The following is a 25,625-nucleotide window of genomic DNA, read 5'->3' as shown; positions in this document are numbered from 1 at the left end:
AGGGCTTTCGGGATGTCAGATCCGCCGCCGACGCCGCTTCTCACCCTTCGGGGCATCGGCAAGTCCTTCCTCGGAGTCCGCGTCCTCGACGGTGTCGACCTCGATGTCGCGCCGGGCGAGGTGCACGCCGTGGTCGGTGAGAACGGTGCCGGGAAGTCGACCCTCATGAAGATCGTCTCGGGCGGGTACGCCCCGGACGGGGGCACTGTCGAGTTCGCCGGTGCGACGCGCACGTTCCGTGGTCCGCGCGACGCGCAGCGGGCCGGCATCGGCATCATCCACCAGGAGTTCAACCTGCTCCCGGAGCGCACCGTCGCGGAGAACGTCTACCTGGGGCACGAGCCGGTCCGACGCGGGCTCGTCGATCGGCGGGGAATGCTCGACCGCACCACGCGGCTGCTCGCCTCGATCGGTGAGACCACGTTGCCGGCCGACGCCCGGGTGGGGCAGCTGGGCGTCGCGCAGCAGCAGGTCGTCGAGATCGCCAAGGCGCTCGCCCTGGACGCGCGGCTGCTCATCATGGACGAGCCGACCGCCGCCCTGGCCGACCACGAGGTCGAGTTGCTCTACGGGCTGGTGCGCCGACTCCAGGAGCGGGGCATCGGGCTGCTGTACGTCTCGCACCGGCTCGCCGAGGTCTTCGACCTGTCCGGTCGGATCACAGTGCTCAAGGACGGCCGGCGGGTCACCACAGTGGACACCCCGGACACCACCGCCGACCAGCTGGTGCGGCACATGGTCGGCCGGGAACTGTCCAGCTACTACCCGGACCGGGCCGCCCCCGAGGACCGGGGCCCGGTGCGGCTCAACCTTCGCGACGCGGGAAACCGGAAGCTGCGGGACGTCAACCTCCAGTTGCGCGCCGGCGAGGTGCTCGGCATCGGCGGCCTCCAGGGCTCCGGGCGCTCGGCGCTGGCCCGCGCGATCTTCGGGGTGTCGCCGTTCACGACCGGCGACGTCACGCTCGACGACCGGCCGGTCCGACTGCGCTCACCCCGCACCGCCATGCGGGCCGGCATCGCCTACGTCACCGAGGACCGCAAGGGCGAGGGGATCGTCCCTCGGCAGTCGGTGCTGGACAACGCGCTGCTCGCCAGCCGGGCCGTCTTCGCCGCCCGGTCCGGCCGGGCCGCGAGGACCGCCCGCGTACGCGAGTTGCTGGCCGCCGTGGAGATCCGCGGCGCCGGCGACGACCAGGAGATCCGCTTTCTGTCCGGCGGCAACCAGCAGAAGGTCGTGCTGGCCCGATGGCTCGCGCTCAATCCGCGGATCCTGCTCTTCGACGAGCCGACCCGGGGCATCGACGTGGGTGCGAAGTCAGCCATTCACGACCTCGTCCGCCGACTCGCCCGTGATGGCGCGGCCGTGCTGATGATCTCGTCCGATCTACCGGAGCTGCTGGGGATGAGTGACCGGATCGTCGTCATGCGGGACGGCCACGTCGCGGGCGAGCTGCCCGCCGGCGCGACCGAGGAGGAGGTCGTCGCGTTGGCGGTCGGCGCCGTGCGGGAGCCGGTCCAGTGAGCGCGAGGAGTGAGCCGGGTTTGCGAGCCCCGCAGTCGCGAACCGAGGTGACCCAGTGAGCGCGAGGAGTGAGCCGGGTTTGCGAGCCCCGCAGTCGCGAACCGAGGTGACCCAGTGAGCGCGAGGAGTGAGCCGGGTTTGCGAGCCCCGCAGTCGCGAACCGAGGTGACCCAGTGAGCGCTCTGTCGTTGCTGCCAGCCCGGCGTTCCGTACCGGGCGTGTTCGTGGCCCTGACCCTGACCCTGACGATCGGCTGGCTGGTCGTCCTGCTCGACGGTGGTCAGCTCTTCAACCAGTCCACGACTGTGAGTCTGCTGCATGTCGCCGCCGGCCTCGGGCTGGTCGCGGTGGGCCAGACCCTGGTCATCCTGGGAGGGTCGCTCGACCTCTCGGTGGCGTACGTGATCAGCCTGAGCACCCTCGTCGCGGCCGAGACGATGAACGGCAGCGACGGCGCGGTGCTGCCGGCGATCGGCCTGGTGCTCGTCGTCAGCGCCGGCGTCGGGCTGCTCAACGGGCTCATCGTCACCAGGTTCCGGGTCAACGCGTTCATCGCGACCCTCGGCGTCGGGCTGCTGCTCAAGGGTTACCTTGACAACGGCTACGACGGCCCGGCCGGCACCACCGCACCCTCGCTGGTGCAGGCGCTCGGCTACCAGCGCGTCGGTCCGGTGCCGGTGTCGTTCCTGCTGCTGATAGCTGTCACCGCGGCGGCCTGGTTCGCGCTCTCGCGGACCCGCTTCGGCCACCACCTGGTCGCCGTCGGCGGGGATCCGGAGGTGGCCCGGCTCTCCGGCGTCCGCAACGACCGGGTCCTCGTCACCGCCCACGTGCTGTGCTCGATGTGCGCGGGGCTCGCCGGCATCTACCTCGCCAGTCGGCTCGGCTCGGGCGCTCCGCGCGTCGGCACCGAGGGCCTCTATGACCTGGAGTCGATCGCCGCTGTGGTGATCGGCGGTACCGCCCTCGCCGGTGGGCGCGGCGGCGTCATCGGCACGGTCGGCGGGGTGCTGCTGCTGGCCAGCATCGACGCCATCTTCAACCAGCTCGAGGTCGATGCCTTCTTCAAGCAGGTGATCCGGGGCGTCATCATCATCGCCGCGGTCGCCGTCTACGCCCGCCGGGCCATGCGAAAGGCGGCCTAGCCATGCAGACCGTCCAGCCCCGTTCCCTGCCGCTGCGTCTGCCGCGGGTGCGTCCCGGTGGTGTCCTGCCGATCCTCGCGATCCTCGCAGTGCTGTTGGTACTCGTCGGCATCCGGCAGCCCGACTTCCTGGCCCCGCAGTCGCTGATGTCCTTCCTCGGTCGTTCGGCGCCGATCATCCTGCTCGCCGCCGGCCAGTACTTCGTGATCGTGTCCGGCGAGTTCGACCTCTCGGTCGGTTCCCTGGTCACCGCTCAGGTGGTGGTCGCCGCCCGGCTGATCGACAGCGACCCGGCGCGTACCTGGCCGGTGGTGCTGCTCCTGCTCGCCTTCGGCGCACTGGTCGGGCTGGTCAACGGCCTGATCACGACACGCCTGCGGGTGCCGTCGTTCATCACCACCCTCGGCATGTTCCTGATCCTCGTCGGCGCGGTCTACCTCTGGTCCGACGGCGCCCCGAAGGGTGGGCTCTCCGAGGAGTTCCGGCGGTTCGGCCGGCGAGCCTTCGAGGACGTGCCGGTGCTGGGCCGCGTGCCGTACGCGCTGCTGGTCCTGGTCGTCCTGGCGGTGGCGGCCGTGCTGCTGATGCGCTCCGACTTCGGCCGGACGCTGGTCGCCGTCGGCGACAACCCGCGCACCGCCGAGCTGAGTGGTGTACGCGTGTGGCGTACCCGGACCTTCGCCTTCATCCTCAGCGGGCTCGCGGCGGCGGTGGCGGCGATCCTCCTGGGCGGCTACAGCGGCGTGTCGTTCCAGGCCGGCGCCGGCCTGGAGTTCGGTGCCATCACCGCTGTCGTCCTCGGTGGGGTGGCGCTCGGCGGAGGGCGCGGCGCGGTCGTCGGGGCCATGCTCGGCGCGCTGACCCTCGAACTGCTGTTCGCCCTCATGAATTTCTACGGCGTCTCCGGCGCCCTCAGGTCGACCGTCCAGGGCGGGATCATCCTGCTCGCCGTGGCGGTCTCGGCAACGCGTTCTTCGTCGAGATAAAGGGGAACCATAGTGCGACGTTCCATGGCGGCGATTGCCGCCGTAACCCTGCTGTCCCTCGCCGCCTGTGCCACCGACGAGCCGGCCGCGAGCCCGTCGGGAAGTGCATCCGCCGCCACTGGCTCCGGCACCGGGGACCAGTCGAAGTTCTTCGTGCAGGCCGACTACGACGCCGAGTTGGCGTTGCTCGACGCGGCACCGACAGGCCCGGCCGACAAGCCGTGGGAGCAGGTGCTCAACCCGACGATGGTCGACACCGCCAAGTTCAAGAAGAACGGCCCACACAAGATCTGCTTCTCGAACGCGGCCCTGAACAACCCCTGGCGGCAGGTCGGTTTCAAGACCATGCAGGCCGAGGTCGAGGCGCAGAAGAGCCGCATCAAGGAGTTCGTGCACGTCGACGCCGAGGGTAAGGACCAGAAGCAGATCGCTGACATCAACGATCTGCTCGGCAAGGGCTGCGACGCGCTCATCGTCTCGCCGAACACCACCGCCACGCTCACCCCGGCCGTCGAGGCGGCCTGCAAGGCCGGGCTGCCGGTCGTCGTCTTCGACCGTGGCGTCAACACGAAGTGCCCGGTGACGTTCATCAACCCCATCGGCGGTTACGGGTTCGGCCACGTCGGGGCCGAGTTCGTCAGCCAGAAGATGAAGCCCGGCGGCAAGGTCCTCGCCCTGCGGATCCTGCCCGGCGTCGACGTCCTGGAGACCCGCTGGTCGGCGGCGAAGGTGGCGTTCGACAAGGCGAAGGTCGACGTCGTCGGTGTCGAATTCACCGATGGCGATCCGGCCAAGACCAAGAAGATCGTCGACGACTACATCCAGCGGTACGGCACGATCGACGGGGTCTGGATGGACGCCGGAGCGGTGGCCGTCGCGGCGGTCGAGGCGTTCCAGGACGCGGGCAAGCCCGTTCCGCCGATGAACGGTGAGGACCAGCTCGACTTCCTGAAGATCTGGAAGGACAAGAAGCTCACCGCGATCGCGCCGACCTATCCGACCTACCAGTGGCGTACGCCCATCATCGCGGCGCTGCGGATCCTCGACGGCCAGCAGGTGTCCAACCCGTGGAAGCTGCCGCAGCCGACCGTCACCCAGGACAACCTGGACCAGTACCTCGACGCGGGCATGCCGCCGCTGCACTACGCGATGTGCGGCTGCACCGACCTGCCCGGTTACCCGCAGCGCTGGAAGTAGGGCCCGATGTACGCCATCGGCGTCAACCCCTGGGTCTGGGCCTCGCCGGTCGACGACAAGGCCCTGGCCGAGCTGATCCCGCGGATCGCCGCGTTCGGCTTCGACGCGGTCGAGTTGCCGATCGAGCAGCCCGGCGACTGGGATCCGATCCGTACCCGGGACCTGTTGGCGGCGCACGGCCTCGTCGCCGCCGGCGTCTGCGCGGTCACCCCGCCGGGGCGGGAACTGGTCGACGCCGCGCCAGCGGTCGTCGAGTCGACGGTGGCGTACCTTCTGGGCTGCGTGGCGAGCGCGGCGGCCGTCGGCGCTGGATGCGTCGGCGGTCCCGCGTACGCCTCGGTCGGCCGCACCTGGCGGATGTCGGCAGCGGCTCGCGCGGCCTGCTACGCGGATTTCCGGCGGGCCCTGGCGCCGGTGGCCGAGCAGGCCGGCGAGGTGGGCGTGAGCATCGGTGTCGAGGCGTTGAACCGCTATGAGACGAGCGTCGTCAACACGATCGAGCAGACGGTCGAGTTGATCGACGGGCTACCGCCGAACGTCGGCATCATGATCGATACCTACCACATGAACATCGAGGAGGCCGACCCCTACGCGGCCCTCGCGGTCGCCGGCCGGCACATCAAGCACGTCCAGGTCAGCGGCACCAACCGGGGCGCTCCCGGTGCCGACCACTTCGACTGGCCCCGCTTCTTCACCGTCCTGCGGGACACCGGCTATCAGGGCGCGATCTGCATCGAGTCGTTCACGGCGGAGAACGAGGCCATCGCCACCGCCGCGGCGATCTGGCGTCCACTGGCCCCCTCGCAGGACCGTCTCGCCACGGACGGCCTGCGCTATCTCCGGGAGATCCTCGGATGACCGTCCCGACCCGCCACCCCCGCGCTGGTCGAGGCCGCTCCGCCACCCCCACCCCGTTCTCACGTCAGGAGCACCATCCCGTGTCCTCGTCCCTTTCGCCGCTGCGCCGACTGCTGGCCGGCGCCGCCGCGACAGCGGTGACCGCCCTGGTAGCGGTAACCGCCTCGGCCTCTCCGGCCCTCGCGGCCACCACCACCCTCTACGCGTCGCCCTCCGGCACCGGCACCGCGTGTTCCGCCAGCCAACCGTGTTCGCTGACCGCCGCCCAGACCGCGGTGCGGGCGATCAACAGCGCGATGTCCGGTGACATCGTCGTGGAGTTGGCCAACGGCGCGTACCGGCTCTCGTCGCCGCTGCGGTTCACCGCGGCCGACTCGGGCAACAACGGCTATCAGGTGATCTGGCGGGCGGCCTCCGGCGCACGTCCGACGATCACCGGCGCCCGGGCGGTCACCGGCTGGTCGCTCGTCGACTCCGGGAAGAACATCTGGCGGGCCAACGTCGGCGCTGGGCTCGACTCCCGTCAGCTCTACGTCAACGGGGCCGTCGCCACCCGGGCACGCACCGCCGTGAACCGCTCCGACTTCACCTTCACCACGTCCGGCATGCGGTTCACCAACGGCGCGCTCAGCTACCTCAACAACCTCGGCAACCAGAACCGGGTCGAGGTGGAGAGCGTCGGCTCGTTCACCGACCGGTACTCGCCGGTGCAGAGCATCAGCGGAAACTTCCTGACGATGCAGCAGCCCGCATGGAACAACAACACCTTCGGGTTCGACACCCTCTCCAGCCCGCACCGCGCCGGCCCCTTCTACCTGACCAACGCGTACGAGTTCCTGGACTCGGCGGGGGAGTGGTACCTCAATCCCAGCAACGGCCAGCTCAACTACATCCCGCTCAGCGGACAGAACATGAGCTCGGTCAGCGTGGAGCTGCCGCAGTTGCAGTCCCTGGTGAACGTCGGCGGCACCTACGACGCGCCCGCACACCACATCTCGTTCAGCGGCATCACCTTCACCGGCACCAGCTGGCTCGGCCCGAGCAGCAGCAACGGTTTCGCCGACCAGCAGACCGGCGCCCACATCACCGGCACCTGGTCCCGTCCGTCCGACGCGCTGACCTCCTGCCAGGCCGGCTGCCCCCAGTTCGAGGCCACCCGGCCGAACTGGAACCAGATGCCCGCCGCCGTGCAGGTCTCTGCGGCCAACACCATCACCTTCAGCGACTCCCAGTTCGTCAACCTCGGGCAGACCGCGATCGGCATCGGCAACGACGCCAACGCCCACGCCAGCGGTGTCGGCCTGGGGGCCAACAACATCACCGTCACCCGCTCCGAGATCGCCCGTAACTCCGCCGGTGGCGTCGTGGTCGGCGGCGTGCGCGCCGACGCCCACCATCCCAGCGACCAGCGGATGGTCAACCGCAACGTCACCATCAGCAACAACAAGGTGCACGATCTCGGTCTGGAGTACCGGGGCGTGGTCTCGATCCTGACCACCTACGTGAACACCTCGCTGGTCTCGCACAACGAGGTCTACAACATGCCGTACACCGGCCTGTCGGTCGGCTACGGCTGGGGCGCCAACGACGCCGGCGGCAGCCAGCACTACGCCAACCGTGGCCTGTACAACTACCAGCCGCGCTACTCCACGGCGACCACCGCGGCCAACAACCAGGTCATCGGCAACTACGTGCACGACGTCATGCAGCAGATGACCGACGGCGGGTGCATCTACTCGCTGTCGGCGAACCCGGGCGGGTTGATCGCCGAGAACTACTGTCTGCGGACCAACGGTTGGTTCGGGCTCTACTTCGACGAGGGCTCCCGCTACTACACCGCCCGCAACAACGTGTTCTCCTCCACCGGTACCTGGGCCACCGCCAACTACTGGTACGCGGAGAACATGGGCAACTTCACCGTCACCAACAACTGGTCGACGAACAACTCCACGAACGTGACCAACGGCGACCGCGGCAACGTCGTCAACGGCAACGTCACGGTCAGCAACGGCAACTGGCCGTCGGGCGCGCAGACCGTGATCAACACGGCCGGCGTGCAGAGCGGTGGCAGCACCAACCCGACGAACGTGCAGATCGTGGGCGCCCAGTCGGGCCGCTGTGCCGAGATCGGTAACTCCAGCACGACCAACGGCACGCAGGCCCAGATCTGGGACTGCATCAGCAACGTCGCCAACCAGCGGTGGACCCACACCGCGAGCCGGCAGCTCATGGTCTACGGCACCAAGTGCCTGGACGCCTCCGGCCAGGGCACCGTCAACGGCACGAAGGTGGTGATCTGGGACTGCAACGGTGGTGTCAACCAGCAGTGGAACATCAACTCCAACGGCACGATCACGGGAGTGCAGTCGGGTCTCTGCCTGGACGCCAACGGCGCCGCGACGGCGAACGGCACGAAGCTGATCCTCTGGTCCTGCAGCGGCGGCACCAACCAGCAGTGGCAGCTGCGCAGCTGATCCAGTAGCTGGACACCGACAGGTCCGGGCCGGGGCGGGACGCCTCGGCCCGGACCTGTCCGGTTACGGGGCTTCGACCACTGTCAGCCCGGTCGCGGCCTGGTAGCGGACCGGGATGGGATCGGTGAGTTCCCCGACGAACGTCTCGTCGACGTGGTCGAGGAAGCCGATGAGGGACCAGTCGTCGGCGGGTCCGGGGACCAGCCGGGGCGCGTACAGGTGCGGGTGGGCGAACGGTTGGGCGGAAGCAATGTCCCACGGCCCGAGGGTGGTCTCGCCGGTCGCCACCCAGATCCGGTGGTCGTCGCGCCGAGCGCTGCCGGTGGCCTCGGTGGAGAAGAGCAGCAGCGGCTGGCCGTCGACGACCGCGACCTGGGGCACCTCCAGGTGACCGAAGCCGGCCGGAGTCGACAGCGGCGGCGCGACGGTCCAGGTGACGAGGTCGGTTGAGGTGGCGTGGCCGACGACGCCACGGGTGCCCGCCGGACCGGTGTTGGCGCGGGCGGTGATGAGCATGTGCCAACCCTCGCCGTCGGGGTCGGGGAACACCCACGGGTCGCGCCACGCCTGCTCGTACCACAGCTCCTTGTCCAGCAGCTCGTACCAGGTGGGGTCGGCCTGGACGATCGGTTCGGTGCCGTGCCGGTGCCAGGTCATGAGGTCGTCGGAGACGGCCAGTCCGATGCGTTGGACGAGCCCGTCCTCCGCACGACCGACCCCGGTGTAGAACAGGTACCACCGTCCGTCCGGCCCGCGGACCGTGCAGCCCGTCCAGGTCGCCAGGTCGTCCCAGCTCGGCGCGTCGGCGGGGACCACGGCGTCGGCGACCAGGCGCCACGAGCGCAGGTCCGCCGAGACGGCGTGGCCGATGGTGGCCCGGCGGTGGCGGCGGTGCGGGTCGTGCAGGGCGCGGGACGCGCGCAGGAAGAACACGTGCCAGAGGCCGTTGTCGTCCCGCGCGTACCAGCTGTCCCACACCCAGTGGTCGGGTAGACGAAGCATGGTCGGAAACCTAGCACTAAACCGTTTTAGCGCCGGTCAACGTCAAACCGTCGGCACGGATGGAGGGTCGGTGGTCAGCCGGCCGGAGGCGCGAGGGACCGGCGTCGGCGCAGCGGCATCGGAACGAGCGAGGGTTCGGCGGCGCCCCCGTCCAGGAGCAGCTCGACCGCTCGTCGCCCCATCTGCTCGTGTGGCAGCGCCGTGGTGGCCAGGCTCGGACGCAACCAGGCCGCGATCGGGTCGTCGTCGAACGAGATCACCGAGATGTCCTCCGGGACGGTCAGCCCCGCCTCGCCGAGTGCCTGGTAGGCCCCGAAGGCCAGCCGGTCGTTCATGCAGATGATCGCGCTGGGTCGCTTCGGCTTGCCCAGCAGGCTACGCATGGCGGCGTACCCGTGCTCGGGCAACCACTCGGTGCAGAAACACTCGGCCAGGAGGCCGACCTCTGCCTCGTCCAGCGTCTGCCGGATGCCGTGCAGGCGGGCGCGGGCGGCGAGCGAGACCTCCGGGTCGTCCTCCTTGAGTCGGTTGCGGCCGATGAGCGCTATCGCGTCGCGGTGGCCAAGCTCCAGCAGGGCGGTGGCGACGGAGCGGCCGGCTCCCTCGTCGTCGGGGACCACGCTGGGCAGGCCGTCGGGGCTGGTGGCGTTGAGCAGCACCACCGGGCCCCCGAGGATGGCCGGGGGCACAGTCAGCCGTCGGGTCGCCATCGCCGCGTAGATCACTCCGTCGACCTGCCGGTCCAGGACGGCCTCGATGGCGTACTGCTCGAAGGTGGCGTCGCCCTGCGTCTCGGTGATGAGCAGGACGTGGTCCCGTTCGCGGGCCGCGTCGAGGGCGCCGCGGATGAGGTCGCCGGCGAACCGGGTGGTGGCCACGATGTCGGAGACGAACGCGATGGTGGCCGTCTTGCGGGTGCGCAGGCTGCGCGCGGCGAGGTTGGGCCGGTAGCCGAGCTCCTCGGCGGCGGCGAACACCCGCTGGTGCGCCTCGGCCGAGAGTCGGGTGCCCTCCCTGCCGTTGAGCACCATCGACGCGGCGGTCTTGGACAGCCCGGCTCTCCGCGCGACGTCGGCGAGTGTTGCTCTGTTGCGGCCCATCAGTCCTCCGAATCAGGCGCGGCGCCACAGGCGCCGCTCCCGCCCATCATGATGCGTCGTCGTCCGGGATCGAGCGCCGGTCACGTCGGCGTGGTGTGAACCCGACGTTTCCGCACCGTTGCCAAGTTGTCCTTGACAGCTCCCCGTGCCGCGCGCATGCTCTGCTAAATCAGTTTAGCGACCACTTCTGGTGCATCCAGAGGCGCCTTCGGTGGCCGTGCCGGGTTCTTTTCTGCTGACGGTACGGGTGCTGCGCCCGGGCGACAGGTCACGGCGTACGTGTCGTGGCGGCCGCACGGTCGCGGTGGTCCCGGTGGAGCCGTCGCGCGGCCATGGGTCGCGGGACGCGTGGAGATGTCAAGGAGTCATGAAATGGCAGAATTGCTGACAAAGTTCCCGCGACGGAGAACGGTGCTCCTCGCGTCGCTGCTGGCGGTCGGGATGACCGCGACGGCCTGCAGCGCGCCGGGCGAGGACCGGTCATCGACGCAGAAGTCCGATGCCGCCGTCAAGACGGAGCTGGGCACCGACCCGATCACCCTCGAAATGTACGCGGAGACCGGCTTCCCGCTGGCCAAGGCGTTGGCCGACGAGTTCTCCAAGCAGCACTCGAACGTCAAGTTCAACATCCGCGAGGACCAGTTCACTGTGATCGTGGAGAACGCGCCCCGCGTGATGGCCTCGGACAACTCGCCCGACATCATCCGGCTCCCGACCATGGTCGACCTGGTCAAGGACGACCTGCTCAAGAACCTCGACCCGTACTTCACCGCGTACGGCTGGGACAAGTTCCCCGCCTCGCAGCTCATGCAGCTGCGCGTCGGCGAGAACACCCGGGGCACCGGCTCGCTGTACGGGATGGGGCTCGGCTACAGCGTCACCGGCGTCTTCTACAACAAGAAGCTGGCCAGCCAGATCGGCATGACTCAGCCGCCGGCCACCGTCGCTGAGTTCGAGGAGCTGCTGGCCAAGGCGAAGACCGGCGGGGTCCAGCCGATCATGCAGTTCAACAAGAACACCGCGGGCATCAACTTCCCGCACCAGGCGCTACAGAACCAGTTCGGCGACCCGACCCAGGTCGCCGACTGGATCTTCCAGAAGCCGGGGGCCACGTTCGACACCCCGGCCGCCCTGAAGGCCACCCAGACCATTCAGAAGTGGGCCCAGGCCGGCTACTTCACCAAGGACGCCAACGCCCTGGACTACGCGGGCATGGTGGGGGAGTTCCAGAAGGGCAACGGCCTGTTCATGTTCAACGGCGACTGGGAGTCGGCCAACCTCGACAAGTCGATGCCCGGCAATGTGGGCTTCTTCCTCTTCCCCACCGAGTCTCCCGGTGGAAAGCACGTGGCGATGTCCGCCCCCAACACCTTCGGCGTCTCCGCCAAGGCCAAGAACCCGGACGCCGCCGCGTACTTCCTGAACTGGGTGCACACCAACGCCAAGGCCCGCGAGATCTCGGTGACCGTCGGCGGCTCCAGCCCCGGCGGCCCGAGTGACCTGCCGGTGCCGAGCGCCGCCCCGAACACGGTGCTGGCCGAGACCCTGAAGGCGTCGCAGCAGCTCGGCGCGGAGAACGGCGCCGTGGACTTCACCGCGAACGCGACCGGCGGCATCTTCGCCGCCGCGATCACGCCGGAGATGCAGAAGCTGATCGCCGGCCAGCAGACGCCCGAGGGGTACGTGAAGGCGGTCCAGGCCGAGTATCAGAAGGAACTGTCCCGATGACGTCTGCCCTCGGCAGCGCACCAACCGGGCGTGACGATCGTCGCGCCCGCCCCACCCCCACGCGGGCCCACCGATTCCGGTGGGCCCGCGCGGCCGGGACCGGCTGGTTGTACGTCCTGCCCGCCCTGGTGATGTACGCGGTGTTCGTCCTGCGCCCGCTCGTCCTGACGCTCCAGTACTCGCTCTACGACTGGAACGGCATCGGGGTGGCCCGCTGGGTGGGCCTGGACAACTACCTCACCGTCTTCACCGACAGCGACCTGCTGAAAATCATCGGCAACGCGATGGTCCTGATCGTCTTCTTCAGCTTCATCCCCGTCGCGCTGGGGCTGTTGGTGGCGAGCATGGTTCGCCGGATCACCACCGGCGCGTTCGGCACCGTCGTCCGGACCATCCTGTTCCTCCCGCAGGTCATCCCCCTGGTGGCGGCGGGCATCGCGTGGAGCTGGCTGCTCTCGTCGAACGGTCTGGTCAACCAGGCGCTGCGCGCGGTCGGGCTGGGTGGCGTCGCCCGCGCCTGGCTCGGCGACTTCGACACGGCGCTGCCAGCCGTCGGCGTCATCGGGGCCTGGGTGCTGCTCGGCCTCTGCACGATCCTTCTGGTCACTGGCATGAGCAAGATCGATCCGGCGCTGTACGAGGCCGCCCGCCTCGACGGTGCCGGTCCGGTCCGCGAGTTCCTCGCCGTGACCCTGCCCAGCCTGCGCCAGGAGATCGGCGTCTGCCTCACCGTGACGATCATCGCGGCGTTGGCGAGCTTCGACATCGTCTACATCTCCACCAGCGGCGGCCCCGGCCTCCAGACCACAGTGCCGGGCCTGGAGATCTACCGGCTGGCCTTCTCGCAGCGGCAGGTCGGGCTCGCCTCGGCGCTCGCTGTCGTACTCATGCTGCTCGTGCTGGCGTGTGTGCTGCCGATCCAGCGCCTGAGCCGAGGGGAGAAGCAGTGAATTTGAGCCGACGCGAACAGCTGACCGGCCGGGTCTTCCTGATCGCCCTGATCGTCGTCACCCTGCTGCCGTTCGTGAGCATGCTCTCGGCGGCGTTGCAGCCCCGGGGCACAGTGCCCAGCGGGCTCGACTGGCCGTCCGACCCGCAGTGGGGCAACTTCGCCGACGCCTTCACCGCCGCGAACATGGGCGCCCTGCTCCGCTCCAGCCTGCTCATCGTGGCCGGTGTCGTACCGGTGTCGGTGCTCATCGCGACCATGGCCGGCTTCGGGCTCGGTCAGCTGCGGGTGCCCGGTGGCCGACTCGTCTTCGGTCTCTTCCTGCTGGGTCTGACCCTGCCGTTCGAGGCCGTGGTCACGCCGCTCTACTACCAGATGCAGGACCTCGGCCTGCTCAACACCCGCTGGGCCATCATCCTGCCGCTGATCGGGCTGTACATGCCGTTCGCGGTGTTCTGGATGCGGGCACACTTCACCAACGTGCCGGTCGAGTTGTCCGAGGCGGCCCGGGTGGACGGCAGCAGCACGTGGCAGTTGTTCTGGCGGGTCCAGGTGCCGCTCGCCCGGCCGGCGATCGCCTCGCTGACGATCCTGATGTTCCTCTGGACGTGGAACCAGTTCCTGCTCGCCATCGTCCTCGTGGACGACGCCACCAAACGCACCATGGCCGGGGCGCTCGGAGCGTTCCAGGGCCAGTGGGGCACCGACCTGGTGCTGCTGTGTGCCGGGTCGCTGCTGATCCTCACCCCGACCCTCATCGTGTTCCTGATCTTCCAGCGACAGTTCATCAAGGCCCTGATCCAAGGGTCAGTGAAGGGGTAGGCAGTGGTCACACAGCCGCAGATCCACGGCGACGTCGACGATCGCTTCGGGCGCGTCGCCGACGTCTTCCGCGACAACTTCACCTCCCGGGGAGAGGTCGGTGCCGCGGTCACCGTCTACGTGCGGGGCCGCAAGGTCGTCGACCTGTACGGCGGGGTGGCCGACACCCGTACCGGGCGGCCCTGGAGCGCGCACACGCCGGTCGTCGTCTTCTCCTGCACCAAGGGGATCCTGGCGATCTGCGCCTACCTGCTGGCCCAACAGGGCCGGCTCGACCTCGACGCTCCCGTGACGCGCTACTGGCCGGAGTTCGGACAACACGGCAAGGCGGACATCCCGGTGCGCTGGCTGCTCACGCACCAGGCAGGTCTGCCCGCGGTGGACCGCTCCCTGACCCTCGACGAGGTGCTGGCGTGGGATCCGGTCATCAAGGCGATCGAGGCGCAGGCCCCGCTGTGGAAGCCGGGTACGGCGCACGGCTACCACTCGATGACCTACGGCTGGCTGGTCGGAGAGGTGATCCACCGCATCACCGGCCAACTGCCCGGCGCGTTCTTCGCCGACACCGTCGCGGGCCCGCTCGGCCTGCACACCTGGCTGGGGCTCCCGGCCGCCGAGAGCGACACCGTCGCCTGGGGCCTGGCACCGCCCCCGGACCCTGACCCGTTCGTGGACCCGGTAGCCGAACGGGGCATCACCATGGGTGGCGCTTTCGCCTTTCCCGCCGACGCCGACGGCCTGGTCAGCTTCAACGACGACGCCATCCGGGCCGCTGGTGTTCCCGGCGCGGGCGCGGTGAGCACCGCCGAGGGCCTCGCGCGCCTCTACGCCGCCTGTGTGTCGGAACTCCACCGTGGACCGCTGCTCACGGCGGCGTCGGTGGACGACGCGGTAGTGGTTCGCGCACGTGGTCAGCAGCGGCACGGCCCGCCGGACACCGGGCAGCGCTGGGGCACCGGCTTCCTGCTGCACTCACCACCGGCCCGGCCCCTGCTGGGTGAGCGCAGCTTCGGCCATGACGGCGCGGGCGGCAACCTGGCCTTCGCCGACGCCGAGCATCAGGTGGGCTTCGGCTACGTGGTCAACCAGATGCGCGGGATGGGCGACGAGCGCGCCAATCTGCTCACCGCCGCCGTCCGCGCCTGCCTCAACGACTGAGGCGACCGGGCCTAGTGCGACCCCGGTGATCATGAAGTTATTGCCTTCGATGACGGCGTGTTGGCGCAACAACTTCATGATCGCCGGGGTCCGACCTGGGAACCGTCTGTCCACTGCGGTTGGTGGTCGGTGTTACGGGGATAGTTCGGGCACGTTTCATTGATAGTCTTGACAGGCGTTGTTAGCGATAACACGATGGCCTTCACGCCGCTCTCGCGTTTGGAGCTCGCCTTGGTCGTGCCGGTCCGCTCGCGTGTCCTGAACATCGCCCGCGCATCCGCTGTGAACAGCCTGAACGCCGCCGCTCGCCACGCCACCAGCACGTTGACCAGACTGGCGTCCACAGTGCTCACGGATCGTCTCCGTTCACTGTGTGCGCTCGCATCGGCGGCCGTTCTCGTCGGTGCGGGCCTGGTGGCCACCCCCGCCGCCGCGCACGCCGCCGACGGATGGTCACCCCGATCGTCGTACACCTCGACCGACACCGGCGCCGGCACCTACTCGGTGCCGCTGCTCAACGCCGACGTGCCGGACATCAGCGTCGAGCGGGTGCCGGCCGCCGAGAACGACGAGGGCCGCGACCTCTACTACATGATCAGCACGACCATGCACCTGAGCCCGGGTGCGCCCATCATGAAGTCGTACGACCTCGTCAACTGGGAGATCGTCAACTACGTCTTCGACCGGGCGAGCATCGGCGACTCCTTCTCCCTGCGCAACGGCCAGAACTCGTACGGCCAGGGCCAGTGGGCGTCGTCGCTGCGCTACCACGACGGCACGTTCTACGCCGTCTTCAACACCAACAACCTCAGCGGGGCGTACCTCTACCGCACCGACGACATCGAGAACGGCCCGTGGCAGCGCACCGCCCTCGGCCGTGGCCTGCACGACCCGTCGCTCTTCTTCGACGTCGACGGCACGCCGTACATCTTCTACGGCTCCGGCGGCACCAGCGCCGTACGCCTCAACTCCGACCTGACCGCCATCGCGCAGGACTACCCGAACATCTTCACCGCCAACAACTACGCCGGGCAGCCGTTCATCGGTGGTCTGTTCGAGGGCGCGCAGGTCTATCACATCGACGGCTGGTACTACGCCGTCATCATCACCTGGCCGTCCGGACAGGGACGCCAGGTGGTGATGTTCCGGTCGAAGGACCTGCTCGGGCGCTACACCTCGGCCGGCGGGGTCAACACCTACGAGGCGCGCGGAGTGCTCAACTCCAACGGCTTCGCGCAGGGCAGCCTGGTGCCGATCAGCCGGGCGGGCGGCGGGACCGACTGGCACGGCATGTTCTTCCGGGACACGTTCCCGATCGGCCGGATCCCGGCGCTCATCCCCGCCACCTGGCAGAACGGGTGGCCGACCTTCGGCACCAACGGCGTCGTGCCGGTCAACGGCCTCTTCGACAAGCCGATCCGGCTCAGCCCGGCCGAGGAGCTGTTCGAGCGGCAGAAGAGCATCGTCGCCTCGGACGACTTCGCCAACGACGCGCCGCACAAGGCGTACCAGGACGAGCAGTGGACGGTCCCCGCACCGCTCGACCCGGCGGAGATCGCCCCCAACGGCTCACGGCTGGACCTGACGTGGGAGTGGAACCACGCCCCGGACAACCGGTACTGGTCACTGACCGACCGCGACGGCTGGCTGCGGTTGACGGCCGGCACTGTGGTCACCGGCCAGTACGTCTACACGAAGCTGTCCAACCGGGCCGAGCTGGCGTGGTTCGAGGAGGCACGCAACACGCTCTCGCAGCGGACGTTCGGGCCACGACAGTCGGTCCAGACCCGGATGGACGTCTCCGGGATGAAGAACGGCGACGTCGCGGGCCTGGCCGCCTACAACCGCGGATTCTCGTACGTGGCGGTCAAGCGCGTCGGTGACGTCAACACCCTCGGCGTGGTGAACCGGTCGCAGCCGTTCGCTGTCGACCTCGACCAGTCGACGCTGGAGAACTTCGTCGCCGGCACGACGGTGTCGCTGGGCGACGCGACCGAGGTGCACGTGAAGGCGGACCTCGACTTCTCCGCGCCGGTCGGCCAGCTCTGGACGACGTTCTACTACAGCCTGGACGGGGTCCAGTGGACCCGGCTGGGCAACCGCGTGGGCCCGCAGGCGCTCGACGGCAGCCTCGCCCACTTCATGGGTCACCGGGTGGGTCTGTTCAACTACGCGACCCAGGAGACCGGCGGCCACGTGGACTTCGACGACTACCTGCTCAGCGACGTGCTGACCGCGCAGGCCCGGCCACTGGACACCACCGCCCTCGACGCGGCCATCGCCCACGCGCAGACACTCGACCCGCGGCACTACCCGGCCGACGCCTGGGCCACGACGCGGTCCGCGCTCGCGGCGGCGACGTCGGCACGGGCCGGCCAGCTCGGCACGCAGAACCAGATCGACGCACCGGAGCGGGCACTCAGCTACCAGTTGGCCCGACTCGGAGTGCTGGCGGCGCTGCCCGTGACGGCCACCGCCCAGGTGCGCTGCCTGAGCGGCAAGGCGTACCTGGCGGTGCAGGTGCGCAACGACTCGGACGAGGCCGTCGAGATCACCGTCGAGACCCCGTACGGGAACCGGTCGTTCGCCGCCGTCGCGCCGGGGGCGAACGTCTACCAGTCGTTCAACACCCGCGCGTCGTCGGTGGCGGCCGGCTCGGCGACGGTCCGGGCCACCGGGGTGGTCGCCGGCCGGGACGTGACCACCGTCCACGCCACCCAGCACCCCGCCAGCGCCTGCGGCGGATAGCCCCACCACGAGCCCTCGGCCCGCCGACCAGCACCACCGGCGACCGGCCCGGCGGTACGGAACAGCGGACCTGTCCCGTGCCGCCGGCCACTGTCGGACCGGTGGCGGCAGTCGACCCCTGATGTCCGGACCACCACGGAAGCGCACCCACCGATCCCCCGTACACCGATGACCGCACGTCAGAGATGAAGGAGGATGTCTCGTGGAACAACGAATGCGACGGGCGACCCGAGGACGGGTCGCAGCGCTCGCGACGGTCGGCCTGATGCTGGCCACGGGTTTCGTCGCCCCGGCGGCGCCGGTCCAGGCCGCCGACACGAACCTCGTCGTCAACGGCGGGTTCGAGGACGGCCTGGCCAACTGGTTCGTCAACAACGGAAACGCCTCCGACGGCGCCCAGTTGTCGGCCACGTCGGACGCCCACTCCGGCGCGAACGCGGCGCTCGTGACCAGCCGGACGACCACCGGGTCCGGCCCGATGCAGGACCTCAGCGGCAAGGTGCAGGCCGGCCAGGCCTACACCCTCACGGCCCGCATCAAGTACGAGAACGAGAGCGGACCGGCGACGAAGCAGTTCTTCGCCACCATGCACTACGGCGGTGGCACCTACACCAACCTCGTCAGCGTGACGGCGACGAAGGGCCAGTGGGCACAGTTCAACGGAACGTTCACGATCCCGACGACGCAGAGCGTGTCGACGGCCCGCCTGTTCTTCGAGACCCCCTGGACGAGCACGCCGTCCACCGACCCGGCTCTGCACCTGATGGACTTCAAGCTCGACGACGTGTCAGTGGTCGGCGCCGCGCCGCCCGCGCCCGCGTCGAAGACCATCGAGGTGGTCGGCAAGCTGCCCGGGGAGCACAACCCGTTGATCGGGCACAAGTTCGGGGCTGACGGTTTCGGCCTCGTGCACGACGGCCGGGTCTACATGTACATGACCAACGACACCCAGGGCTACGCCCCGAACCCCACCACGGGCGTCTCGCCGGGGATCAACTACGGCGACATCAACCAGATCACGGTGATCTCCTCGGAGGACCTCGTGAACTGGACGGACCACGGTGAGATCCAGGTCGCCGGCCCCAACGGGGTGGCCCCGTTCACCGCCAACTCGTGGGCTCCGGGCATCACCAAGAAGGTGGTGAACGGAGTGGAGAAGTTCTTCCTCTACTACGCCAACGGCGGTGGCTCCAGCAATGTGATCACCGGTGCGTCGCCGCTCGGCCCGTGGACCAGCGAGCGCACGAGCACGCTGATCGACGGCCGTACCCCCGGCGCCGAGGCCGTCGCGTGGAAGTTCGACCCGGCCCCGTTCGTCGACGACGACGGCCAGCCGTACCTCTACTTCGGTGGCGGTCCCGCGTCGACGAGCATGCCGCCGGCCGAACGCTTCAACAACCCGAAGAACATCCGGTCGATCGAACTCGGCGACGACATGGTCTCCACCGAGGGAACGGCCGCGGTGGTCGACGCCCCGGTCGCCTTCGAGGCCGGCCACGTCTTCAAGCGCCAGGGCAAGTACTACTTCTCGTACTCCTCGCACTTCGGCGGGAACGACTTCGGTGGCAACCAGCAGCCGCTCCCCGGTTACCCCGGGGGTGGCCAGATCGGTTACATGATCTCCGACGGGCCGATGTCGTGGCCGAAGGAGACCTACGCCGGGGTGCTCTTCCCGAACCAGTCGCAGTTCTTCGGGGCCGGCACCGGTGGCAACAACCACCAGTCGGTGTTCGAGTTCGGGGGCAGGTACTACTTCACGTACCACGCCCCGACGCTGAACAAGCGCATCAACGGCAACACCACCCAGGGGTACCGCAGCCCGCACATCCAGCAACTGACCTTCAACCCGGACGGCACCATCCAGCAGGTCGTCGGCACCTACGCCGGCGTAGACCAGGTCCGCGACTTCGACCCGTACCGCGTCTTCGAGGCCGAGACCTTCGGCTGGAGCAAGGGCGTCGCGACCACGACTGTCGACGGCAGTTCCGCCCAGTTCGGTGGCGCGGCACCCAACCTCGTGGTGCGCGACATCGACAACGGGGACTGGACGGCGCTGTCCTCGGTGAACTTCGGGGACAACGGCGCGCAGAGCCTGACGGCGCGGGTGCGTGCGCTCGCCGCCGGCGGGCAGATCCAGGTCCGGTTGGACGACGTCAACGGTCCCGTCGTCGGCACGGTCGCTGTCGACACCCCGGTCGGACAGTGGGCCGAGGTGACCGCCGAACTTGACGGCGTCAGCGGCGTGCACGACGTCTACTTCACCTACACCGGCCCGGCCGGCGTCGACCTCTTCGAGATCGACAACTGGGCCTTCGCGGCGGACAGCCTCGACCTGCCCGTCACGCTCACCGCGTCCACGCGGTGCGTGGGCGGCAAGGCGTACGTGGCGGTGCAGGCGCGCAACGACCACGACGCGCCGGTGGGCATCACCCTCGAGACGCCGTACGGCGAGCGGTCCTTCGCGGCCGTCGCGCCGGGCGCGAACGCCTACCAGTCCTTCAACACCCGTGCCGTGTCGGTGCCGGCGGGTTCGGCGACGGCCCGGGTGACCGGGGCGATCGACGGCCACGACGTGACGACCGTCCGCACCGTGCAACACCCCGCCGGCACCTGCGGCGGATAACCCCTCATGGCGGAGAACGGAGATCACATGAACACATACAAACGGCGGCGGACACTCGCGGTCGGCGTCGTCGGCGCTGTGCTGACCGGAGCGGCGGTGCTGCCGTCGCCCGCACTGGCCGAGCCCGGTGACGACGCCAGCGTGCGGGTCACTGTCGACATCGACGAGATCAGGGAACCGGGCGTGCTCGCCCTGTCGATCGCCGGCGACGCCGTCGCGCTCTCCGAGGACGGCTCGACGCTGCTGGTACGCCAGTTCGTCGGCACGCTGCCGACGGTGACTGTCACCGACACCCGCGTCGCCGACGAGGTGCCCGACGGCGCCAACTGGGCGGTGCTCGGCAGCGCGACCGACTTCGCCGGCGCAGCCGGCCAGGCGCCGATCACCGCCGACCACTTCGGCTGGAAGCCGCGCCTGCTCGACGGCGGGGAGACCGGCCTGGTCACCGAGGGCGAGGAGGTGGTGACCAGCCTGGACGAGCCGACTCAGCCGGGCAACAATGTCGGCCTCGTCGACCAGGAGCTGTTGGTCTCGGCCTTCGACTCCGAGGCCGTCGCCAGCGACTCGTACTCGGTCAACGCCGACCTGTACCTGCGGACCCCCGCGGAGGTCGCCGCCGGCGCGTACAGCTCCACACTCACGCTCTCACTGTTCGAGTAGTGGCCTGGGCGGGGGCCCGGATCGGGCCCCCGCCCAGCCCCGTGCCGAAGGGCCGATTCATGACCGTCACCCCGCTGCGCCGGGCGCTCGTCGTCCTCGCCGTCGCGTCCCTCGCGGTTGCGGCCGCGCCGACCGCGGCCGCGGCGGAACCGGACCCGAAGGCCCTGACCTGGACGGTCCAACCGGCCACCGCGACCGGGCCGGACCAACGCCGATGGATCAACGCCAGCCTGGATCCGGGGCAGGTGGTGACCGAGCACCTGGCGGTACGGAACTTCAGCCGCACCGCCGTCGCCTTCTCCCTGAAGGCCGCCGACGGTTACCTCACCGACAAGGGCCGCTTCAACATGCTGTCGTCCGACCGTCCCTCGGTCGACGGCGGCACCTGGATCGACGTGCAGGAGAAGGTCACCGTCGGCCCCAACGAGACACGGGTGGTGCCGTTCACGATCACGGTGCCCCAGGGCGCCACGCCGGGTGACCACCCGGCCGGCATCGCCGCGACCGTCACCAGCACCGGCGGCACGGTCAACGTCGAGAGCCGCGTCGGCTTCCGAGTGATGCTGCGGGTGAACGGCTCCGCGCAGGCCGCCCTGGCCGTCGGGGGCCTCGACGTGACGTACTCCCCGTCGTGGAACCCCTTCGCCGGTGGCACGGTGCGGGTCCGCTACACCGTCGAGAACGACGGCAACGTCTGGGTCAGCGGAACGAGTCGGGTGGCGTTGTCCGACCTCCTGGGCCGGACCAGCCACGACGCCACCAGCGCCGTCGAGGAGTTGCTGCCCGGCGGCGCTCGGACGGTGGAGACCCGGGCCGACGGCGTCTGGGCCCTGGGGCGCCTCCGCACGACCGTCAGCACCTCGCCGACGCTGCTCGGCGACGGCCAGGCCGGGGCCGACCTCCGACCGGCCTCGGCCACCGTCACCACCTGGGTCGTACCGTGGGCGCAGCTCGCACTGCTGGGTCTGCTCGCCGGCCTGCTCCTGGGGCTGCGGGCGGCGGCCCGGCACCGGCGGCGTCGGCTGGCCGGGCTGCTGGCCCGCGCGAGGCAGGAGGGCCGGCAGGAGGGTCAGGAGTCGGTGCTCGTCGGGGGCGCGCCCGCTGCTGCCGAGCCCGACGCGGGCGACGCCGGCCGGTAACCCGTCTGCGCGAGGAATCGCGCTGCCGGATCGCGGCGAGGCGTCGCCCGGTCCGCGGCCTCAGGGCTTGGACCGGCCCAGCAGCCAGCGCAGGATGCTGGCGTCCTCGTAGGTCGGCCCGAACGCCGCGTGGTAGTCCGGCAACGAGAACGCGGCGTCGGCGTACTCGGTGTAGCGCACCAGGTCGGCAGCCTGCTCCGGCGTCTTGCCCCGGGCGGCGTACGCCTGCCGCAGCACCGCAGTGGAGTTACGCGCGCCCGAGACGTTGAGCAGGTGGTCGTGCTCGCCGTGGGTGATCCACACCGGCACCTCGGCCGCCGCGATGGCGGTCGCCTGGGTGGCGTTGACCGGGAAACCACCGGTCACCAACCCGCCGGCGAACAGGTCCGGACGCTTGGCGAACGCCTCCCAGAGTAGCTGGGAGCCGTACGACACGGTGGTCGCGTACACCCGACGGGTGTCCACCGCGAACTGGCCGACGAACTGGTCGAGCAGCTTGACCAGCAGGTCCGCCTCGGCGGCCCCACCGACCCGCTGGTGCTGGGGCGCCAGGACGATGACGTCCTCGGCGGTGCCGGTCCACCGCGGTTGGAGCCACGCGGTCGCCGGGATGTCGGCGGCGAGTTGGACGCCGAGGTTGTCACCGTCCCAGCCCATCCCGTGACCGGGCAGGACGACCATCAGCGGGTACTTGCGGCCCGGCTGGTAGTTCTTCGGCAGGTGGTAGTGGTACGGCAGCACCATTCCGCCACTCAGGAACGAGCCGTAGGTGAACTCGTCGACCAGTTGGTTGACCGGCTTCTCGGTGACCGGTCGGGACTCGCGCGGGGTGGCCCGGGCGAGCACCGGCCCCTTGCCGGCCCCGCGGCCGGGCTGGCCGTGCACGTCCTTGCGCTGCACGACCCGGGTCGGCAGCTCGGGGTTGACCTTCACCGTGCAGAGGAAGGTCGGGCACTTGGAGACGATGACCGTCGAGCCGCCGGTGTCGGCGGGGTCGAGTTCGACGATGACGTACCTGCCCGGCGTCGATCGGTGGTCGGCACGGGTGCCCGGTGTCCCGTTGGTGTAGGTGTGGGTGACGGTCCGGTCGGCGAGCTTCGGCAGGTCCTCGATGGGGTTGAAGCGGAAGTTGTAGATGGTGTCGGTCACCGAGAACGTGGCGGTGTCGAGGGTGCGGGGGTTGACCGCGGCCCCGTACTCGATCGCCACCGCCGAGACCTTCTGGCCGTACGTGTAGACGGTGGTGATCGGGGTGATGCTGCGGATTCCGTCCGTGGCGCCCCGGCTGCCGCTCGCGCTGCCGTACGCCGTGCCGGATGCGCCGGCCAGGACGAGGGTGGCAGCGATCGGGATCAGTCCTTGTCGCAGTCTCATGCGGGTCCTTTCTCGGGGGTGGTGCGCTCAGTCAGCGATCCCGCCCGGGGACCAGGAGTGGGACGGGGCGGAGTGAGTCGGTCGCTAAACTGATTTAGCAGAGCATCGATGGCGGGCCCAACGGTGTCAATACCGAGCGCGCAACAAGCCGGGAACCCGCCCCGCCGGCGGGCCGGACCACGCTGGCCCGCGCGCCCGACCCCTACCGCGAGCACTGCAACAAACCTGCAAGCGCCAGCTATTGCCTTCAGGGAAACCGCTTTCCTACGATTGCGTTGCATCGATGTTTCATTTAACGGTCGGGCGAGCGGTGTTACCGGGCACACCCCGTTCGCGCGACACATCCCCGCTTCTACCAGGGCGTGAGAGACCTCGATGAAATCCTCGCGATTGACTGTCGCCAATTCTGAATGATGTTCGTCGGCAGGTGCGGTCGCGATGTCCGTCGGGGCGAAGCCTGGAACGAGACGAATGCGAAGGTGAGGCGACATGAGACGACCAGTCGTGTTGCGACGTCAGGCGGTATTGGCCGCGGCGGCTGCGGCGGGCGTGGTGATCGCGGCCGGGGTGGTGCTGCCGACCCCGCAGGCGTCGGCGGCGGTCGGTAACGCCACCGGCTACGCCACCCAGAACGGCGGGACCACCGGCGGCGCGGGCGGGCAGACGGTGCGGGCCAGCACGGGCACGGCGATCCACGCGGCACTGTGCGGACGGACCAGCAGCAGCACCCCGATCACCATCGAGGTGACCGGGACCATCAACCACGGCAACACCAGCAAGGTGTCCGGGTCGAGCTGCAACACCGCCGCGGGCGTGATCGAGCTCAAGCAGATCAGCAACGTCACCATCATCGGGGTCGGTGGCGGCGCCGTCTTCGACCAGCTCGGCATCCACATCCGCGACTCGAGCAACATCATCATCCAGAACGTGACAGTGCGGAACGTCAAGAAGTCGGGCTCGCCCACCTCCAACGGTGGGGACGCCATCGGCATGGAGAGCACGGTCCGCAACGTCTGGGTCGATCACGTCACCCTGGAAGCCTCGGGCGGGGAGTCCGAGGGGTACGACGGCCTCTTCGACATGAAGGACAACACCCAGTACGTGACGCTGTCCTACAGCATCCTGCGCAACTCCGGTCGCGGCGGTCTCGTCGGGTCCAGCGAGAGCGACCTGTCGAACGGCTTCATCACGTACCACCACAACCTCTACGAGAACATCGACTCCCGCACGCCGCTGCTACGCGGCGGCGTTGCCCACATCTACAACAACCACTACGTGAGCCTGCATGAATCCGGGATCAACTCCCGGGCAGGGGCCAGGGCCAAAGTGGAGAACAACTACTTCCGTGACTCCAAGGACGTCCTGGGCACCTTCTACACCAACGAGCGCGGCTACTGGCAGGTCGCCGGCAACGTCTTCGACAACGTGACCTGGTCCAGCGCCGGCAGCGAGAACTACCCCGCCGGCCCCAACCCGACCTCCAACACCACTGTCAGCATCCCGTACCCGTACAGCCTCGACGGGGCGAGCTGCGTGCCGGACATCGTCCGTCAGACGGTCGGTGCCAACACGGGTCTGAAGGTGTCCAACGGCAGTTGCTCGCCGCAGACCCCGCCGCCCACCACCCCGCCGCCCACGACGCCTCCGCCGACCACGCCTCCGCCCACGACGCCTCCGCCCACCGGCGGGACCAACCTCAGCCTGGGCGCCGGCGCCGACGGCTCCAGCAAGGCCAGCGGGACCAGCTACGGCAACGTGCGCGACGGCAACCTGAGCACCTACTGGTCGCCGGCCGGGTCGACCGGCACGATCTCGATCAAGTGGGGCTCCGCGACCCAGGTGTCCCGGGTGGTGATCCGCGAGCCGTCCGGCACCCAGGGCTCCATCGGGTCCTGGCAGCTGATCAACAACGACAACGGAGCCGTCCTGGCCTCCGGTAGCGGGGCCGGTTCGATCACCTTCTCGACCGCCGCGATGAGCAAGATCAACTTCAAGATCAACAGCTCCAGCGGTACGCCACGGGTCGGTGAGTTCGAGACGTACGCCAGCTAGACGAGTGTCGCGCTGCTGATCACCGTCGGCACCTTCGTCGGGGCGGATGCGGTTCTGAGCGGTATACCTCAGAGGCATATTTATAC

Annotated in this window: 17 protein-coding genes and 1 pseudogene; 15 read left to right on the top strand and 3 right to left on the bottom strand. The window is 69.4% G+C overall.

Annotated features, from left to right (window positions below):
- Positions 1-12: 12 nt before the first annotated feature.
- From MED15_RS26290 to MED15_RS26265, 6 genes are all read left to right on the top strand, one after another.
- Positions 13-1,524 (top strand): sugar ABC transporter ATP-binding protein, encoded by a 1,512-nt coding sequence (locus MED15_RS26290; protein ID WP_112737197.1) that lies wholly within the window; start codon positions 13-15, stop codon positions 1,522-1,524.
- Positions 1,525-1,697: 173 nt separating this feature from the next.
- The gene (locus tag MED15_RS26285) at positions 1,698-2,669 is read left to right on the top strand and encodes an ABC transporter permease (protein ID WP_112737195.1); all 972 of its coding nucleotides are present in this window, start codon (positions 1,698-1,700) and stop codon (positions 2,667-2,669) included.
- A gap of 2 nt (positions 2,670-2,671) precedes the next feature.
- On the top strand, positions 2,672-3,655 hold the full coding sequence (locus MED15_RS26280) for an ABC transporter permease (RefSeq protein ID WP_091401048.1): 984 nt from the start codon (positions 2,672-2,674) through the stop codon (positions 3,653-3,655).
- Between the two features lie 12 nt (positions 3,656-3,667).
- Positions 3,668-4,852, top strand: a complete 1,185-nt coding sequence (locus tag MED15_RS26275) for a substrate-binding domain-containing protein (protein ID WP_238689555.1) — start codon at positions 3,668-3,670, stop codon at positions 4,850-4,852.
- Positions 4,853-4,858: 6 nt separating this feature from the next.
- Positions 4,859-5,710 carry a sugar phosphate isomerase/epimerase family protein gene (locus tag MED15_RS26270; protein WP_112585266.1) on the top strand — a complete coding sequence of 284 codons (852 nt, stop codon included), beginning with the start codon at positions 4,859-4,861 and terminating at the stop codon, positions 5,708-5,710.
- Positions 5,711-5,790: 80 nt separating this feature from the next.
- Positions 5,791-8,184: an RICIN domain-containing protein gene (locus MED15_RS26265; protein ID WP_208646728.1), complete on the top strand. Its 2,394-nt coding sequence runs from the start codon at positions 5,791-5,793 to the stop codon at positions 8,182-8,184.
- 63 nt (positions 8,185-8,247) lie between these two features.
- Here MED15_RS26265 and MED15_RS26260 read toward each other — a convergent pair.
- Both MED15_RS26260 and MED15_RS26255 read right to left on the bottom strand, forming a co-directional pair.
- Positions 8,248-9,204: pseudogene (locus tag MED15_RS26260) on the bottom strand (family 43 glycosylhydrolase); the annotation flags it as partial.
- Positions 9,205-9,260: 56 nt separating this feature from the next.
- Positions 9,261-10,286, bottom strand: a complete 1,026-nt coding sequence (locus MED15_RS26255; protein WP_112698255.1) for a LacI family DNA-binding transcriptional regulator — start codon at positions 10,284-10,286, stop codon at positions 9,261-9,263.
- 372 nt (positions 10,287-10,658) lie between these two features.
- On the opposite strand from MED15_RS26255, the gene MED15_RS26250 reads away from it, so the two are divergent.
- The 8 genes from MED15_RS26250 (at position 10,659) to MED15_RS26215 (ending at position 22,113) form a co-directional block, all read left to right on the top strand.
- Positions 10,659-12,014, top strand: coding sequence for an ABC transporter substrate-binding protein (locus tag MED15_RS26250; protein WP_112585272.1), 1,356 nt, complete (start codon positions 10,659-10,661; stop codon positions 12,012-12,014).
- Positions 12,011-12,964 (top strand): carbohydrate ABC transporter permease, encoded by a 954-nt coding sequence (locus MED15_RS26245; RefSeq protein ID WP_181518455.1) that lies wholly within the window; start codon positions 12,011-12,013, stop codon positions 12,962-12,964. Before MED15_RS26250 ends, MED15_RS26245 begins: the two co-directional genes overlap by 4 nt.
- Positions 12,961-13,785 (top strand): carbohydrate ABC transporter permease, encoded by an 825-nt coding sequence (locus MED15_RS26240; RefSeq protein WP_112585274.1) that lies wholly within the window; start codon positions 12,961-12,963, stop codon positions 13,783-13,785. The genes MED15_RS26245 and MED15_RS26240 overlap by 4 nt, the downstream gene beginning before the upstream one ends.
- Before the next feature lie 3 nt (positions 13,786-13,788).
- A complete protein-coding gene (locus MED15_RS26235) occupies positions 13,789-14,943 on the top strand; it encodes a serine hydrolase domain-containing protein (protein WP_112737193.1) in 1,155 nt (384 codons plus the stop codon).
- Between the two features lie 282 nt (positions 14,944-15,225).
- Complete coding sequence (locus tag MED15_RS26230) at positions 15,226-17,691, top strand: glycoside hydrolase family 43 protein (protein WP_244220590.1); 2,466 nt, start codon at positions 15,226-15,228, stop codon at positions 17,689-17,691.
- A 202-nt stretch (positions 17,692-17,893) separates the two neighbouring features.
- Positions 17,894-20,314 carry a family 43 glycosylhydrolase gene (locus tag MED15_RS26225; RefSeq protein ID WP_112737191.1) on the top strand — a complete coding sequence of 807 codons (2,421 nt, stop codon included), beginning with the start codon at positions 17,894-17,896 and terminating at the stop codon, positions 20,312-20,314.
- A 27-nt stretch (positions 20,315-20,341) separates the two neighbouring features.
- Positions 20,342-20,974, top strand: a complete 633-nt coding sequence (locus MED15_RS26220; protein WP_112601720.1) for a hypothetical protein — start codon at positions 20,342-20,344, stop codon at positions 20,972-20,974.
- 59 nt (positions 20,975-21,033) lie between these two features.
- Positions 21,034-22,113 (top strand): hypothetical protein, encoded by a 1,080-nt coding sequence (locus tag MED15_RS26215; RefSeq protein WP_112737189.1) that lies wholly within the window; start codon positions 21,034-21,036, stop codon positions 22,111-22,113.
- Between the two features lie 60 nt (positions 22,114-22,173).
- Here MED15_RS26215 and MED15_RS26210 read toward each other — a convergent pair whose 3' ends face one another.
- Positions 22,174-23,487: a hypothetical protein gene (locus MED15_RS26210; RefSeq protein ID WP_112585284.1), complete on the bottom strand. Its 1,314-nt coding sequence runs from the start codon at positions 23,485-23,487 to the stop codon at positions 22,174-22,176.
- 489 nt (positions 23,488-23,976) lie between these two features.
- On the opposite strand from MED15_RS26210, the gene MED15_RS26205 reads away from it, so the two are divergent.
- Positions 23,977-25,539, top strand: coding sequence for a pectate lyase family protein (locus tag MED15_RS26205; RefSeq protein ID WP_112698251.1), 1,563 nt, complete (start codon positions 23,977-23,979; stop codon positions 25,537-25,539).
- Positions 25,540-25,625: the final 86 nt, after the last annotated feature.

It is taken from the genome of Micromonospora noduli (assembly GCF_003264475.1).
Taxonomy (GTDB): domain Bacteria; phylum Actinomycetota; class Actinomycetes; order Mycobacteriales; family Micromonosporaceae; genus Micromonospora; species Micromonospora noduli.
The sequence above is the reverse complement of the archived record's forward strand: the minus strand, read 5'-3'. Positions and strand labels throughout refer to the sequence as shown.